Here is a 15,051-nt window from a genome sequence, read left to right as displayed (position 1 = left end):
CCCGGCCGGACCGGCCGGGGGCGCGGGGGAGGCCCCTCTTGACCTTCCATTGTCTGGAAGGCCCATCTGCTTGTCCGCACGACAGGAAGGATAGTCAATCCCGATGACCGAGCGCGCGGACAGCAAAGATCGCAAGCAGCAGGAGACGCATTCTTGCCACAGCGGCAAGACCGAGCCGGGTGCGTGTTGCGGCGGCCATCATCATGACGAGGCGGCCGAGGTGAGCCCGGCTCTCCTTGTCGATCCCGTTTGCGGCATGAAGGTCGACCCCAATGCCGGCAAACCGTGGGCCGAGCATGAGGGCCGCGTCTACCATTTCTGCCGCGAAGGGTGCCGCGAGAAATTCCTCGCCGATCCGCAGAAATATCTCTCCGGCGTCGGCGCGGAAGCGGAGGAGGCGCCCCCAGGCACGCTCTATACCTGTCCGATGGACCCGGAGATCGTGCAGGAGGGCCCAGGAACCTGCCCGATCTGCGGTATGGCACTGGAGCCGATGGGCGTGCCGGTCGACGGACCTAACCCGGAACTCATCGATTTCACGCGCCGCTTCTGGATCGGCGCGCCGCTCGCTCTCATCCTCCTGGTGGTGGAGATGGGCGGACATGTCCTCAATATCGACGTGTTGCCCTTTCTGGAGCCGCGGGCCGAGCAATGGCTGCAGCTGGTCCTCGCCCTGCCGGTGGTGCTCTATTCCGGCCTGCCCTTCTTCGAGCGCGGCTGGCGCTCCATCGTGACGCGCCGCCTCAACATGTTCACGCTGATCGCCATCGGCACCGGCGCGGCTTTTCTCTACTCGCTTGTCGCCGTGCTGGTGCCAGGCGTCTTCCCGCGAGCGATGCTGGAACACGGCGTTGTGCCGGTCTATTTCGAGGCGGCGGCGGTGATCATCGTTCTCGTGCTTCTCGGCCAGATCCTGGAGCTTCGGGCGCGCGAGCGCACCGGCGGCGCGATTCGGGCGCTGATGGACCTTTCGCCGAAGCAGGCGATGAGGGTGAAGGAGGACGGCGGCACGCAGGAAGTGCCGCTCGCCGAGGTGAAGAAGGGCGACATCCTGCGCGTGCGCCCCGGCGATACGGTGCCGATCGACGGCTTGGTGGTTTCCGGCCGCAGCTCGGTCGACGAATCCATGCTGACCGGCGAATCGGTGCCGGTGGAGAAGGCCGAGGGCGACCGGGTGACCGGCGGCACGGCCAACAGCCGCGGCAGCTTCGACATGCAGGTCGACCGCACCGGCGCGGAGACGACGCTGTCGCAGGTCGTCGCCATGGTGGCGGAGGCGCAGCGCTCGCGCGCGCCCATCCAGGGCCTTGCCGACCGCGTTGCCGGCTATTTCGTCCCCTCCGTCGTTGCGGTCGCCGTCGTCGCCTTCCTGGCCTGGCTCTTCATCGGGCCGGCGCCGCAGCTTGCCTATGCGCTGGTGGCGGCGGTCAGCGTGCTTATCATCGCCTGTCCCTGCGCGCTCGGCCTGGCGACGCCGATATCGGTCATGGTGGCGACCGGACGCGGCGCCCAGGCCGGCATTCTCATCAAGAACGCCGAGGCCCTGGAGCGGATGGCGCATGTCGACACGCTCGTCGTCGACAAGACCGGCACCCTGACGGAGGGCAAGCCGCGGCTCGTCGCGGTGGAGACGGTTACCGGCGGCTCGCAGGAAGAGTTGCTGCAGCTGGCCGCCTCGCTGGAAGCTGCGAGCGAGCATCCGCTGGCGGAGGCGATCGTCAAGGGGGCGGAGGAACAGGACGCCCGCCCCATCCGCGCGGAGGATTTTGAGGCCATAACCGGCAAGGGCGTTACCGGCCGCGTCGATGGTCGCGCCGTCGCGCTCGGCAACGAGGCGCTGATGCGCGGGCTGGGCGTCGATGTCGGCGCGCTCGCCGAAAAGGCCGCGGCGCGCCGCGGCGAGGGCGAGACGGTGATGTTCGCCGCCGCCGACAAGATGCTTCTCGGCCTCATCGCCGTTACCGACCCGGTGAAGGCCACGAGCGCGGAGGCAATCAAGGCACTGCATCGCCAGGGTATGCGCATCGTCATGGCGACCGGCGACAACCGTGCCACCGCAGAGGCGGTGGCGAAAAAGCTCGGCATCGACGAGGTGCGCGCGGAGGTGCTGCCGGAAGACAAGCAGACCATCGTCAACGAGTTGAAGCGCGAGGGCGCCAAAGTCGCCATGGCCGGCGACGGGGTGAACGACGCGCCGGCGCTGGCGGCGGCCGATGTCGGCATCGCGATGGGCGCGGGCGCGGATGTCGCGGTGGAGAGTGCGGGCATGACGCTGATGCGCGGCGATCTCAACGGCGTTGCCCAGGCCCGGCATCTGGCCCGCGCGACGCTGCGCAACATCCGCCAGAACCTCGTCTTCGCCTTCGGCTATAACACGCTGGGCGTGCCGATCGCGGCGGGCGTGCTCTATCCGTTCATCGGCATATTGCTGTCGCCGGTGATCGCGGCGGCGGCGATGAGCTTCTCCTCCGTTTCCGTCGTCGGCAACGCGCTACGGCTCAGGCAGATACGGCTGTAACGAAAAGGGCGGCCGCAAGGGCCGCCCGACAATCCCCACCGCGGCGGGGGCGATCGCTGAAGGCGATCAGTGCGACATCAGGATCGGCACGGTCATCTGGTCGACGATCGACTGGGTGGCGCCGCCGAACACCGTCTCGCGCAAGCGCGAATGGCCGTAGCAGCCCATGACGATGAGATCGGAACCCAGATCGGAGGCACGGTTCAATATCTCGCCGCCGACCGAGGTCCGGTCCGGACGCGAGGTCATCGCCTCCACGTTGAGACCGTGGCGCGCCAGCGTGCGGGCAAGCGCGTCGCCCGGCACCAGGCCGTGACCCGGCTCCTTGTGGCCGGCATTGACGGACAGGATCTGCACCTTGGCGCCCTTCTGGATCAGCGGCAGGGTGTCGAAGGCGGCGCGGGCGGCCTCGCGGCTGCCGTTCCAGGCGATCAGCACGTTGTTGCCGATCTCGCCGAAATTGCCGGCGGTCGGCACGACCAGCACCGGACGCCCGGCCCCGAGCACGATATCCTCCGGCCGGTAATAGGAGGGAAGGTCGTCGCTTGCCTGTGAGGCGACGACGAGATCGGCGTTGCGGCAGGTGCGCACGGCCAATTGCGTTGCATTGACGTCACGCGCGTCGAGCTGCAGCCAGGAATAGGCGAGGTCCTCCGCGCTTGCTGCACGATCGAAGGCGGTGCCGATCTCCTCGGCGATCTGGTTGTCGCGCTGCATTTGCATGGACAGCCATTCCCCGCCGAGCGGGTCGACGACATCGGGCGGGATGCGTGGGATGAGGTGCAGGCCGACGAGATGGGCCGAATGCGAACGGGCGATCGGCGCGGCAACGTTCATCAAGCGCGGGATGGTGTCCACCGAAGGCAGGTGAACCATGATCGTCCCAAGGGGGTAACGGCTGCTCACGGCGCTTTCCTTTCGTCACTGGCAGGGACAGGGGGCATGGAATCCGGCACGATATCGAGCCTATTTTTCGGTGCCGAATTGACGCGTTGATCAGGATCAAGGAACCTCTGGAATTGCAACGGCTTCGTCGATATGACTCCCTTATGATGAAGGTCTTGAAGCGCGCTCCGCTTGAGAACGATCCAGTGCCTGATCTGTGCCGGGCTTGCAAGGCTCGGCATCGCGGAATCTGCGGCGCTCTGGATGCTGACCAACTCGCCGAGCTCTCCCGCCGCTCGCACAAGCAGGTGGTGGAAGCGGGCAAAACCCTCCTGGATGCGGAGGAGCCGACGACCTCCTACTCCAACATTCTTGCCGGGGTGGTGAAGCTCTCCAAGATGCTCCCCGATGGGCGCCAGCAGATCGTCGGCCTGCAATTCGCCCCCGATTTCGTCGGCCGGCCCTTCTCGCCGGAGAGTTCGCTGAAGGCGGAAGCGGTGACCGCCACCGTTCTGTGCACCTTCCCGCGCAACCTCCTGGAGCGGATGATCGAGCAATCCTCCGGCCTGGAGCACCGGCTCTATCTGCAGGCGCTCGCAGAGCTCGACGATGCGCGCGACCTTCTGTTGACGCTGGGGCGCAAGACGGCGCGCGAGCGGGTCGCCACCTTCCTTCTCATGATCGCTCGCCATACGCCGAAAGGCGAGGAACTGGAGGGCGAGGCGGAAAGCGAGGCGGGCTTCGATTTGCCGCTGACGCGCGCGGAGATCGCCGATTTCCTCGGCCTCACCATCGAGACGGTGTCGCGCCAGCTCACCAAGCTGAAGAGCTCCGGCGTCATCCGCGTGGAGCAGAACCGGCGTATCCGCGTGCCGGATATGGAGCTCCTGGCGGCCGAAACCGGCGATTGAGGCGGGGGCGCGCTGGTTCGCAGCGGAGCCGGGCAAAGGCGCAGCGGTCTGCGGCAGAGCCGGAAGCCTTTTTGGATAGAAGGCGGGGTCGCCGCGTTCTTCTGAGAACCTGCGCCCCTTCCCTGACGCCCCTTCCCTGACGCCATGGCAGGGCCCCGATCTGCTTTCAAAGCGAATGAGCCACGACGCTTTCAGGGCGTGAGGCAGGGCGCCTCCGTGCTCGGCGCTCACATCCGTTGGCGATGAATGGGTCGTCCTCGTGGCTGATCGCCGACCGCCGGGGGGCCAGAATTCGCCCTTCAGGCGATGGCGCTTGCCGGTTTTTCCTCGCAATCGGCGCAATTGCCGTTGCACGGCTTTTTCTGCGGCGCCAGCAGCGAGACCAGCGGCAGGCATTCGCAGCGCATGCGATGGCGCAGAAGCGCGGCGGCAAGGTCGGCCTTGGAGGCCGCGCTGAAGCAGGAGCGAGCCATCGGGAAGACCACCGTCTCCTCCCAGGCGATATGACGGCGCTGCTGCTCGAAAAAGGAGCGCAAGAGATAGCCGAGCGCCTCCGCCTCGCGGTAGCGGCCCTCCTCGTCGCGATTGGCCAGCGCCTCCGCCAGCTCCAGCGCGCTCGCCTCGTCGGCATCGTGCTCGGAGCGCGCCAGCGCGATCGCCTCGCGCACCGAACGATCAGCTCGGCACGGCGCCGTCAGCGCCGGGAAGAGAATGTCGTTCTCCAGCTTCAAATGAGCGGGGAAATACGTGCGCAATGTTGTCGCAGCCGCGTCGGCCGCGTCGAGCAAAACCTGATTGGGCAGCGCGTCGGCTATGGCCTCCAACAAATCGCACAGCCGCTCCTGCAGAGCGTGCTCAAAAGCGATAAGTTGGAATGGGTCCAATCGGATAGCCTCCGCAGCCGGCGCCTTGGCCGCGCATGCGATGAGCGCTTCCAGTTGCTGTTTCTGCGGCGGCATGAGGGGAAATCCTTCCCGAGCTGTGCCCTCTCTTCAGTTGGTGATGTTGCCGGAACTGCGCCTTTTGGAACTTGATCTGGGTCAAGGGTTGTGGTCGGGCTTGCCGCCATAGCTTGCTTAGAAGCCTTCCAGTGCGCGGCCACGCGCCGGTTGGCGTAATGTTGAGGAGAAGAGGCCATGGCGATGGCACAAGGGGGCGGTCTGTTCCTGATCGCGCTTCTGGCGCTGATGGGATCGGTCAAGGCGCACGACACGCAATTTGCGGTGCATATGGCGATCGTCGCCGTCCTGGCGCTCGTCGGTGCCGGCTGGCGGCTGAAGACCATGGATGTGCGCGCAAGGGACATCCCGCTTCGCGAGCGCGAAGCCAGCTACATGGACGACGTGATTCGCGCCGGCGCGATCGCCACCATGTTCTGGGCCGTGATCGGCCTCACCGTCGGCGTCTTCATCGCCTTCCAGCTCGCCTATCCCGACCTCAACGTGGAGCCCTGGTTCAACTTCAACCGGATGCGGCCGCTGCACACCTCGGCGGTCATCTTCGCCTTCGGCGGTAACGCGCTCATCTGCACCTCCTTCTACGTGGTGCAGCGCACCACGGGGGCGCGATTGTTCGGCGGGGCGCTGCCCTGGTTTGTTTTCTGGGGCTATCAGCTGTTCATCGTGCTGGCGGCCACCGGCTACCTCCTCGGCGTCACCCAGTCGAAGGAATACGCCGAGCCGGAATGGTACATCGACCTGCTGCTGACCGTCGTCTGGGTCGCCTATCTCGTCGTCTTTCTCGGCACCCTGGCGAAGAGGAAAGAGCCGCACATCTACGTGGCGAACTGGTTCTATCTCTCCTTCATCGTCACCATCGCCATGCTGCACGTGGTCAACAACCTCGCCATGCCGGTCTCCTGGCTCGGGTCGAAGTCTTATCCGATCTTCTCCGGCGTGCAGGACGCGCTGACCCAATGGTGGTACGGCCATAACGCCGTCGGCTTCTTCCTGACCGCGGGCTTCCTGGGGATGATGTACTATTTCATCCCCAAGCAGGCGGAGCGGCCGGTCTATTCCTACCGCCTCTCCATCATTCATTTCTGGTCGCTGATCTTCCTCTATATCTGGGCCGGTCCGCACCATCTGCATTACACGGCGCTGCCCGATTGGGCGCAGACGCTCGGCATGGTCTTCTCGATCATGCTGTGGATGCCCTCATGGGGCGGCATGATCAACGGCCTGATGACGCTCTCGGGCGCCTGGGACAAGCTGCGCACCGACCCGATCATCCGCATGATGGTGATCGCTGTCGCCTTCTACGGCATGTCGACCTTCGAGGGCCCGATGATGTCGATCAAGGCGGTCAATTCGCTGTCGCACTACACCGACTGGACGATCGGCCACGTGCATTCCGGCGCCCTTGGCTGGGTCGGGATGATCTCCTTCGGCGCCGTCTACTTCCTGGTGCCGCGGCTTTGGCACCGGCAGAGGCTCTACTCACTGCGCCTCGTTTCCTGGCACTTCTGGCTCGCCACCATCGGCATCGTCCTCTACGCCGCCTCCATGTGGGTGTCGGGCATCATGCAGGGCCTGATGTGGCGCGAGTATAATGCCGAGGGCTTCCTGGTCTATTCCTTCGTGGAGACCGTCGCCGCCATGCATCCCTACTACATCATCCGCGGCCTTGGCGGCGTCCTCTACCTGACCGGCGCCGTGATCATGGCCTTCAACATCTACAAGACGATCCGCGGCGACATACGGCAGGAAAAGCCGATGGGCGCTGCGGTCGAGCCGGCCGAGTGAGAGGGAGACGAAGGTGCTCGATCCTTTAACCAAGTTCATCATGCGCCACCACCATAAGGTGGAGCGCAACGTCACCCTTCTCCTGGTGCTCTCCTTCCTGGTGGTGACCGTCGGCGGCATCGTGGAGATCGTCCCCCTCTTCTACGTGAAAAACACCATCGAGAAGGTGCAGGGGATGCGGCCCTACACGCCGCTGGAGCTGGCCGGGCGCAACATCTATGTGCGCGAGGGCTGCTATGTCTGCCATTCGCAGATGGTGCGGCCGATGCGCGATGAGGTGGAGCGCTACGGGCACTACTCGCTGGCCGCGGAATCGATGTACGACCATCCCTTCCAGTGGGGCTCCAAGCGCACCGGCCCGGATCTGGCCCGTGTCGGCAACCGCTATTCCGACAGCTGGCATGTGGAGCACCTGATCGAGCCGCGCTCGGTGGTGCCGGAATCGATCATGCCGAGCTATGCCTTCCTCTACGAGAACGAGTTGAAGACGGACGACATCGCCTCGCATCTGAGGGCGAACGCCCTGGTCGGGGTGCCGTATTCCCAGGAGATGATCGACAACGCCAAGGCGGATCTTCTCGCTCAGCTCGATCCTTTCGGCGACACTTCCGGCCTGGAGGAGCGTTACCCGAAGGTTCAGGTGCGCCATTTCGACGGCGATCCGGACCGGGTGACGGAGATGGACGCGCTGGTGGCCTATCTGCAGATGCTCGGCACGCTGGTCGACTTCACCAGCTACGAGCCGCTCGCAGAAGAAAACCTGCGGTGAGCCGATGAGCACCTACGATACCCTTCGCCATTTCGCCGATAGCTGGGGGCTTCTCTTCCTGTTCCTGGTGTTCCTGACGGTGCTTGTCTGGGTCTTCCGGCCCGGCTCCAAGCGCGTCTACCGCGACCAGGCGGACATTCCCTTCAAGCATGAGGACCGGCCGGCCGCCGACGATCGGGGGCACGAGAACAGGCACGGACGTGGAGACAAGTGATGGCCACGAACGCAGACAACAAGCCCAGTGAGGCGAAAGGCCAGCATGCCGGGCCCGACATCGACAAGGTCACCGGCCAGGCGCTGACCGACCACGAATGGGACGGCATCCGCGAGCTCAATAACCCGCTGCCGCGCTGGTGGCTGTGGGTTTTCTACGGCTCGGTCGTCTTCGCCGTCGTCTACATGATCCTCTATCCCTCTATCCCTCTCATCAAGGATGGGACAACAGGCCTGCTGGGTTGGAACTCGCGTGCTGCCATCGCCCGCGAATTATCGGAGGTGGAGGCCGGGCGGCAGGCCGTGATGGAGCAAATCCGCTCCCTGCCGCTGGAGGATATCCGCGCCGATCGCGAGCTTTCCCAGATTGCCTTTCGCGGCGGCCAGTCCGCCTTCAAGGTGAACTGCGTGCAGTGCCACGGCTCCGGCGCCGAGGGCGGGTTCGGCTATGCCAATCTCAACGACGACGACTGGATCTGGGGCGGCACGCTGGAGGAGATCGCCGCGACCATCCGCCATGGCGTGCGGTACGACCAGGATCCCGACACCCGGATTTCCGAGATGCCGGCCTTCGGGCGCGACGGCTTGTTGGACGACGACCAGATCGCCGCCATCACCCAGTTCGTTCTGTCGCTCTCAGGTCAGGAGCATGACGCGGCAGTCGCGGAGACCGGCAGCCAACTCTATGTCGACAACTGTGCCGTGTGCCACGGCGAAAGCGGCGAGGGCCAGCCGATGCTGGGCGCGCCGGCTCTCAACGACGCGGTCTGGCTCTACAGCAGCGAGCCGGAGGTGATCGCCTCGCAGATCTACAATCCCAAGCACGGCGTCATGCCGGCCTGGACAGGGCGTCTCGACGAGGTGACGATCAAGCAGCTTGCCATCTACGTGCACGGCCTGGGCGGTGGCCAGAGCGCAGAGGAGGTTTCGGCCAACTAGGCCGTGCTTTCACGCCGCTCACAGCGACCTGAGCGCCGCGCCTTTCATCGGGCGCGGCGCTTTTGCATTTGTCGTGCCGCTTGCTCTTTCATCGCCGGAAGGTTTATTCACGACCTCCAATAGATTTCGTCTTAATGGGAGTGCACCCGTGACCAGCCTTGCCGAAAGCCGTTCGCTCGCCAGCAGCGTTATCTCCGACCGGCCAGCATCGCGGCTGTTCTGGGGCTTCGCGCTGGCTCTTCTCGGCACGGCGCTCTTGACCATCTCGGCCAAGACCAAGGTGCCGATGTGGCCAGTCGATATCTCCTTGCAGACGATGGTCGTGCTCCTCATCGGCGCCACCTATGGCAGCCGGCTCGCCGTTGGCACGCTTCTCCTCTATCTCGCCGAGGGCGCGACGGGCCTGCCGGTCTTTCAGGGCACGCCGGAGCGCGGCCTCGGGCTTGCCTACATGGTGGGACCGACTGGCGGCTATCTTATCGGCTTCGTGGCCGCCGCAGGTCTCGTCGGCTGGGCCGCCGATCGGGGCTGGAGCCGCGATCCCTTCAAGCTGTTCGCGGTGATGCTGGTCGCCAGCGTCCTCATCCTGGCGCTGGGCGCGGCTTGGCTCGCCTATCTCTTCGGCGCCGAGAAAGCCTTCGCGCTCGGGGTCGCGCCGTTCGTTTTCGGCGACCTCGTCAAGGCGGGCCTGGCGGCTGCGCTCGTGCCGGCTGTCTGGAGCCTGATCGGCCGTTTTCGGCGCTGAGCAGACGGGCGGCGAAGGCTCGCCGCGACCGTTATCCGCTGCGGGCCGGCCCCGCGGAAGTCTCCGCTCTTTTGTCGCACCGACGGAGGGGGTAGATCGCTTGCATCCTGCTGTTGATATGGGTCAAACAATTTAGACCTTTTCAAAGCTAAGGACGAGGCACTGCCGCGACCGAAGCGGTGGGATTCGACATGGCCAAAATGAACCAGGACACCTACGCGGGGGGCGGGGTTGTCGACCAGATCGAGGCCGATCCGGTCAACAGCAGCACGGAGCGCTCGCTCTACGAGGCGCGCGTCAAGATCTTTCCCGCGAAGGTGACCGGTGCCTTCCGCCGCCTGAAGTGGTGGATCATGGCTGTCACCCTCGGCATCTACTGGCTGACGCCCTGGGTCCGCTGGGACCGGGGGCCGAACGCACCGGATCAGGCGGTGCTGGTGGATCTGGCGAACCGGCGCTTTTATTTCTTCTCCATCGAGATCTGGCCGCAGGAATTTTACTACGTCGCCGGCCTGCTCATCATGGCCGGCATCGGCCTCTTCCTCATCACCTCCGTCGTTGGGCGTGCCTGGTGCGGCTATACCTGTCCGCAGACCGTGTGGACCGACCTCTATATGGCGGTGGAGCGCTGGATCGAGGGCGATCGCAACGCCCGCATGCGGCTGGAGAAGGCGCCATGGAGCTTCTCCAAGCTGCGCAAGCGTGTCAGCGTGCACGCCATCTGGCTGTTGATCGCGGTGGCGACGGGCGGCGCCTGGATCTTCTACTTCGCCGACGCACCGAGCCTCGCCATCGCCTTCGTGACGGGGCAGGCGCCCGCGGTCGCCTATGTCACCGTCGGTATCCTCACTTTCACCACCTATGTCTTCGCCGGCTTCATGCGCGAGCAGGTCTGCACCTATATGTGCCCCTGGCCGCGCATCCAGGGCGCCATGCTGGATGAAGACAGCCTCATCGTCACCTATAACGACTGGCGGGGCGAACCGCGCTCGCGGCACCAGAAACGGGCCGCGCAGGAAGGGCTCGATGTCGGCGATTGCGTCGACTGCAACGCCTGCGTAGCCGTCTGCCCGATGGGCATCGATATCCGCGACGGCCAGCAGCTGGAGTGCATTACCTGCGCGCTGTGCATCGATGCCTGCAACAACGTCATGGACAAGGTGGACAAGCCGCGCGGCCTGATCTCGTACACGACGCTGAGCGATTACGAGGCGCATGCGGCGACGGCCGCGAAGAACGGGCGCGAGGCTGCCAAGAACGAGCAGCGGCGCGTCTCCATCTCTCATATCGCGCGTCCGCGTACGATCATCTATACGGCGCTGTGGTCCTTCATCGGTATCGCCATGCTGGTGACGCTGACCATGCGCGACCGTCTCGACATCAATGTGCTCTTGGAGCGCAACCCGCTCTTCGTCACGCTGTCGGATGGCTCGATCCGCAACACCTACACGGTTAAGCTGCTCAATATGCAGCCGGAGCTGAAGACCTTCTCCGTGGAGTTGGAGGGATTGCCGGAAGCCACGATGTGGTTCCAGGGCGGCGAAGAGCAGCGCGGAACAAGCTTCGAGGCGGCCGTGCAACCGGATCGCGTGCGCGAACTGCGTGTCTTCGTGGTCAAACCGGAGGCGACCGGCACCGAAAACTTCCGCTTCGTGCTTACCGATGAAGGGAGCGGCGCGGCAGATACCGCCGAGGCGCAATTCCACGGGCCGCAGCAATGATGAAGAAGACGCTTCGCTTCCTGCGCGTGAGTAGCGACAACCCGTTCACCGGCTGGCACGCCTTCGCCGTCGTGACGGCCTTCTTCGGCACCATCATCGTCGTCAATCTCGCTATGGCCGGCTTCGCCGTGGGCACCTTCCCCGGGCTGGTTGTGAAGAACAGCTACGTCGCCAGTCAGCAGTACAACGACTGGCTGGCGGAAAGCCGGGCGCAGGAGGAGCGCGGCTGGCAGGCGAAGTTCGATGCCAGGGACGGCGTGGTTAAGGTGCGTCTTGCCGACCGCTCCGGCTCGCCGATCACCGGCGTCGACGTCTCTGCCCTTATCGCCCGCGCCTCGACGGCGCAGGAGGACCGGCGGGTGCAGCTCTCCTTCGTGGAAGGCATCTACCAGGCGCCCGGCGTCCTCGACCCGGGCCGGTGGATCGTCGAGATCACGGCGCGCTCCGGCGAGGAGCTGGTGTTTCGCACGACGCGGCCGGTCATGGTCGCCGCCAAGGCGCAATAATGAGCTGCTGCGGCGCAGGCCCCTCCATCGCCGCGGCCGAAATCGCCCGCGCCCGGGCGCCTGCCGAGGAAAGCGTCGATCCTTCTTTCCTGCGCGAGGCCAAGGATGGGCTTTCAGAGCTCACGCTGATCGTGCCCGACATGCATTGCGCCGGCTGTATCTCCAAGGTGGAGCGCTCGGTGAAGGCCGTGGAGGGCGTGGAACGGGCGCGCGCCAATTTAACGGCGCACAAGCTCATCATCGGCTTTGCCGAGGGCGCGGTGGAGCCGGAGCGGCTGGTCTCCACGGTGCGCCGGGCCGGCTACGAGGCTCGTCCGGTCGATCCGGCCGTCTTCAAGAACATGGCCGATGAGGCGACCGGAACGGAGCTCATCCGCGCGCTGGCCGTCGCCGGCTTCGCCGCCGGCAACGTCATGCTCCTGTCCGTCTCGGTGTGGTCGGGGGCGGATGCGGCGACGCGCGATCTCTTCCACTGGATCTCGGCGATGATCGCGCTTCCGGCTATCGCCTATGCCGGCCGGCCGTTCTTCCGCTCCGCCTGGCGGGCGCTGTCGGCGAGAAGCCTCAATATGGACGTGCCAATCTCGTTGGCCGTCATCCTTGCCGCCACGATGAGCCTTTTTGAGACCATCGTCGGGGCCGAGCATGCCTGGTTCGACGCCTCTATCGGCCTGCTCTTCTTCCTTCTCATCGGGCGCGTTTTAGATTTCCGCATGCGCGGGGTGGCTCGCGCCGCCGCCACGCGGCTGCTTTCGCTGTCGGCCGACAGTGCCCGGATTGTGGACGAGGACGGCACCACGCGCCTGGTGCGCACCGGCGCGGTGAAGCCCGGCGCCGTCGTCGAGGTGGCAGCCGGCGAGCGCTTTCCTCTCGACGGCATCGTCGTCTCCGGGGCGAGCGATGTCGACAAATCGCCGCTGACGGGCGAGCCGCTGCCGGAGCGAGCCGGGCCCGGCGCTGGCGTCTTCGCCGGTACGCTGAACCTCACCGGGCCGGTGCGCGTGAAGGTGGAAAAGGAAGCCGCCGACAGCCTACTCGCCGACATTATCCGCCTGATGGAGAGGGCGGAGGCGGGGAAGGGGCGCTTCGTTTCCATCGCCGATCGCGCCGCGAGGCTCTACGCGCCTGCGGTGCACGCCCTTGCCGCCGGCACGATCCTCTTCTGGCTCTTTATCGGCGTCGGCTGGCACGAGGCGGTGATGATCGCCGTTGCCGTGCTCATCATCACCTGCCCCTGCGCCCTCGGCCTCGCCGTGCCGGCGACCCAGGTGGTGGCGAGCGGCCGGCTTTTGCGGCGCGGCGTCATCGTCAAGAACGGCGGCGCCCTTGAACGCCTCGCCGGTATCGACACGGTCGTCTTCGATAAGACCGGCACCTTGACCTCCGGCGAGCCGGCGATGGCGGGCGAGCCGAAAGCGCGCGCAGAGGATTGGGCGCTCGCCGCGGCGCTGGCGGAGAAAAGCCGCCACCCGCTGGCACGGGCGCTCGCCCGCGAGGCGGCGGCGCGCGGCATCGCCCCGGCAGCGCTTGATGAGGTGCGCGAGGAGCCGGGCTCGGGCATGGAAGGCATGGCGGGCGCCGCCCGCATCCGCCTCGGCCGCGCCGGCTGGGCGGGCGAAGGCGAGAGGCATGAAGGCGAGAGGCACGAAGGCGAAATGTGCGGGCAGGCCGCGCGCGGCGCCCATTCGGAAATCTGGCTGCACCGCGAGGGCGCGGCGCCGCTCGTCTTCCGCTTCGTCGACCGGCTGCGCCCGGACGCGGCCGAGCTCGTCAAGCGCCTGAAGACGATGGGCCTTTCCGTCATGCTGCTTTCCGGCGACCGGGAGGCGGCGGTGGAGGCCGTCGCCGCCGAACTCGGCATCGCCGAATGGCGCGGACGGATGAGCCCGGCCGACAAGGTGGCCGAGCTTGAGCGGCTGAAGGCGCAAGGGCAGAGCGCCCTGATGGTCGGCGACGGCATCAACGACGCGCCGGCGCTGGCGGCGGCCGCCGTCTCCATCTCGCCGGCCTCCGGCTCCGACATCACCCAGGTGGCGGCCGATTTCGTGCTCTCCTCCGGCGAACTCGCCCCGGTCGCCGAGGCGGTGACGACCGCAAGGCGGGCGCGGCGCATCATCGTGGAGAATTTCGCCATCGCGCTCGGCTACAACGCCATCGCCGTGCCGGTGGCCGTGGCCGGCTTCGCCACGCCGCTGATCGCCGCCATCGCCATGTCGAGCTCGTCCATCCTGGTGACGGCGAACGCGCTGCGCCTGTCGCTCGGCGCCCGCCCGGCGAGGCGACCGGCGCAGCCGGCGCCGGCGCTCCGGCAAGCGGCGGCATGAACGTCCTTCTCTATCTCATCCCCGTGGCACTCATTCTCGGAGCGCTCGGCCTTGTCGCCTTTCTGTGGTCCTTGAAGAGCGGCCAGTACGAAGACCTGGAGGGCGCCGCCCAGCGCATCCTTCTCGACGACGAGGAGACGCCGCCGATGCCGCCGCGGGAGACGACAAAGAAGAGCCAGGAGGGGGAGAGAGACGGACATGCATGAAATCCTGCGCATGGCGCATCTCATCATGATCGCCATGCTGACCGGCATGGCCGTGTCGCATTACATCCTCCTGCGCGCCAGCGCCGGGCACGAGGGCGAGGGGGGAAGGGCGCTGGCGCTCGCCCGCCGCACGCTCGGCGACTTCTCCACCATGGTCGTCGTCTTCGTGTGGATCACCGGCCTGACGCTGCTGTGGAGCCAGTACGGCCAGGCCGAGGAGACGGTCAGCGCCTTCTTCTACGCCAAGCTCGGCTTCGTCGGGCTTCTGACGGTCGCCCATATCATGCAGCGCATCACCGCGGCGCGGGTTGCGGCGGCGAGCCGGGAAGGGCGGCAGAAGATTGAGCGCTTCGTCGCCATCGTCTGGCTTTCGGCGCTTCTGGCCATCTGTTTGGCCGTCATCTCCTTCACGCCGGGCTGAGGCGCCGGGGCGAAGCGCAAGGCGCTTCGCTCCCCCGTGTCGTCGTCATGGCCGGGCTTGACCCACGGCTGTCCGGTTTAATTTCACGCCCATTGCAGGAGCATTTGGTTGGGGTCCTTGGACGGCTCTGGGGGTGGCTCGATCAGGCG

The 15,051-nt window shown here is 66.1% G+C and carries 12 protein-coding genes and 2 pseudogenes; 12 read left to right on the top strand and 2 right to left on the bottom strand.

The annotated features are described in order from the left end of the window. The first annotated feature begins 103 nt into the window (after positions 1 to 103). A complete protein-coding gene (locus Q331_RS0108780; protein ID WP_051630883.1) occupies positions 104 to 2,518 on the top strand; it encodes a heavy metal translocating P-type ATPase in 2,415 nt (804 codons plus the stop codon). Positions 2,519 to 2,584: 66 nt separating this feature from the next. Here the strand turns inward: Q331_RS0108780 and Q331_RS0108775 are convergent, their stop codons facing one another. Then, positions 2,585 to 3,424 carry a universal stress protein gene (locus Q331_RS0108775; RefSeq protein WP_026380374.1) on the bottom strand — a complete coding sequence of 280 codons (840 nt, stop codon included), beginning with the start codon at positions 3,422 to 3,424 and terminating at the stop codon, positions 2,585 to 2,587. Between the two features lie 290 nt (positions 3,425 to 3,714). Here Q331_RS0108775 and Q331_RS0108770 point away from each other — a divergent pair, with 290 nt between their 5' ends. Next, positions 3,715 to 4,314: a Crp/Fnr family transcriptional regulator gene (locus Q331_RS0108770; protein ID WP_407637771.1), complete on the top strand. Its 600-nt coding sequence runs from the start codon at positions 3,715 to 3,717 to the stop codon at positions 4,312 to 4,314. Positions 4,315 to 4,613: 299 nt separating this feature from the next. Here Q331_RS0108770 and Q331_RS22965 read toward each other — a convergent pair whose 3' ends face one another. Beyond that, positions 4,614 to 5,273: a hemerythrin domain-containing protein gene (locus Q331_RS22965; protein ID WP_051630881.1), complete on the bottom strand. Its 660-nt coding sequence runs from the start codon at positions 5,271 to 5,273 to the stop codon at positions 4,614 to 4,616. Between the two features lie 177 nt (positions 5,274 to 5,450). Here Q331_RS22965 and ccoN point away from each other — a divergent pair, with 177 nt between their 5' ends. The 10 genes and pseudogenes from ccoN to Q331_RS0108715 all read left to right on the top strand — a co-directional run bounded on the left by ccoN (position 5,451) and on the right by Q331_RS0108715 (position 14,902). Beyond that, entirely contained in the window at positions 5,451 to 7,058 is a 1,608-nt protein-coding gene (gene ccoN, locus Q331_RS0108760; RefSeq protein ID WP_407637770.1) for a cytochrome-c oxidase, cbb3-type subunit I, read from the top strand. A gap of 40 nt (positions 7,059 to 7,098) precedes the next feature. Continuing rightward, on the top strand, positions 7,099 to 7,827 hold the full coding sequence (ccoO, locus tag Q331_RS0108755) for a cytochrome-c oxidase, cbb3-type subunit II (RefSeq protein ID WP_034491653.1): 729 nt from the start codon (positions 7,099 to 7,101) through the stop codon (positions 7,825 to 7,827). 4 nt (positions 7,828 to 7,831) lie between these two features. Beyond that, positions 7,832 to 7,981 (top strand): annotated as a pseudogene (locus tag Q331_RS24140) (cbb3-type cytochrome c oxidase subunit 3); the annotation flags it as partial. A gap of 59 nt (positions 7,982 to 8,040) precedes the next feature. After that, on the top strand, positions 8,041 to 8,979 hold the full coding sequence (gene ccoP / locus Q331_RS0108745; RefSeq protein ID WP_051630879.1) for a cytochrome-c oxidase, cbb3-type subunit III: 939 nt from the start codon (positions 8,041 to 8,043) through the stop codon (positions 8,977 to 8,979). A 148-nt stretch (positions 8,980 to 9,127) separates the two neighbouring features. Next, positions 9,128 to 9,724 (top strand): biotin transporter BioY, encoded by a 597-nt coding sequence (locus Q331_RS0108740; protein WP_026380368.1) that lies wholly within the window; start codon positions 9,128 to 9,130, stop codon positions 9,722 to 9,724. Positions 9,725 to 9,924: 200 nt separating this feature from the next. After that, positions 9,925 to 11,445: a cytochrome c oxidase accessory protein CcoG gene (ccoG, locus tag Q331_RS0108735; RefSeq protein ID WP_026380367.1), complete on the top strand. Its 1,521-nt coding sequence runs from the start codon at positions 9,925 to 9,927 to the stop codon at positions 11,443 to 11,445. Continuing rightward, complete coding sequence (locus Q331_RS0108730; protein ID WP_169738481.1) at positions 11,445 to 11,951, top strand: FixH family protein; 507 nt, start codon at positions 11,445 to 11,447, stop codon at positions 11,949 to 11,951. Before ccoG ends, Q331_RS0108730 begins: the two co-directional genes overlap by 1 nt. Continuing rightward, positions 11,951 to 14,275 carry a heavy metal translocating P-type ATPase gene (locus Q331_RS20725; RefSeq protein WP_084174933.1) on the top strand — a complete coding sequence of 775 codons (2,325 nt, stop codon included), beginning with the start codon at positions 11,951 to 11,953 and terminating at the stop codon, positions 14,273 to 14,275. The genes Q331_RS0108730 and Q331_RS20725 overlap by 1 nt, the downstream gene beginning before the upstream one ends. Beyond that, positions 14,272 to 14,418: pseudogene (ccoS, locus tag Q331_RS20720) on the top strand (cbb3-type cytochrome oxidase assembly protein CcoS); the annotation flags it as partial. The gene Q331_RS20725 and the pseudogene ccoS, both read left to right, overlap by 4 nt. Positions 14,419 to 14,473: 55 nt before the next feature. Then, positions 14,474 to 14,902: a hypothetical protein gene (locus Q331_RS0108715; RefSeq protein ID WP_026380365.1), complete on the top strand. Its 429-nt coding sequence runs from the start codon at positions 14,474 to 14,476 to the stop codon at positions 14,900 to 14,902. Positions 14,903 to 15,051 lie beyond the last annotated feature (149 nt).

Origin of the sequence: Afifella pfennigii DSM 17143 (assembly GCF_000688515.1) — a bacterium.
GTDB lineage: Bacteria > Pseudomonadota > Alphaproteobacteria > Rhizobiales > Afifellaceae > Afifella > Afifella pfennigii.
This window is presented reverse-complemented; position numbering and strand designations above follow the sequence as displayed.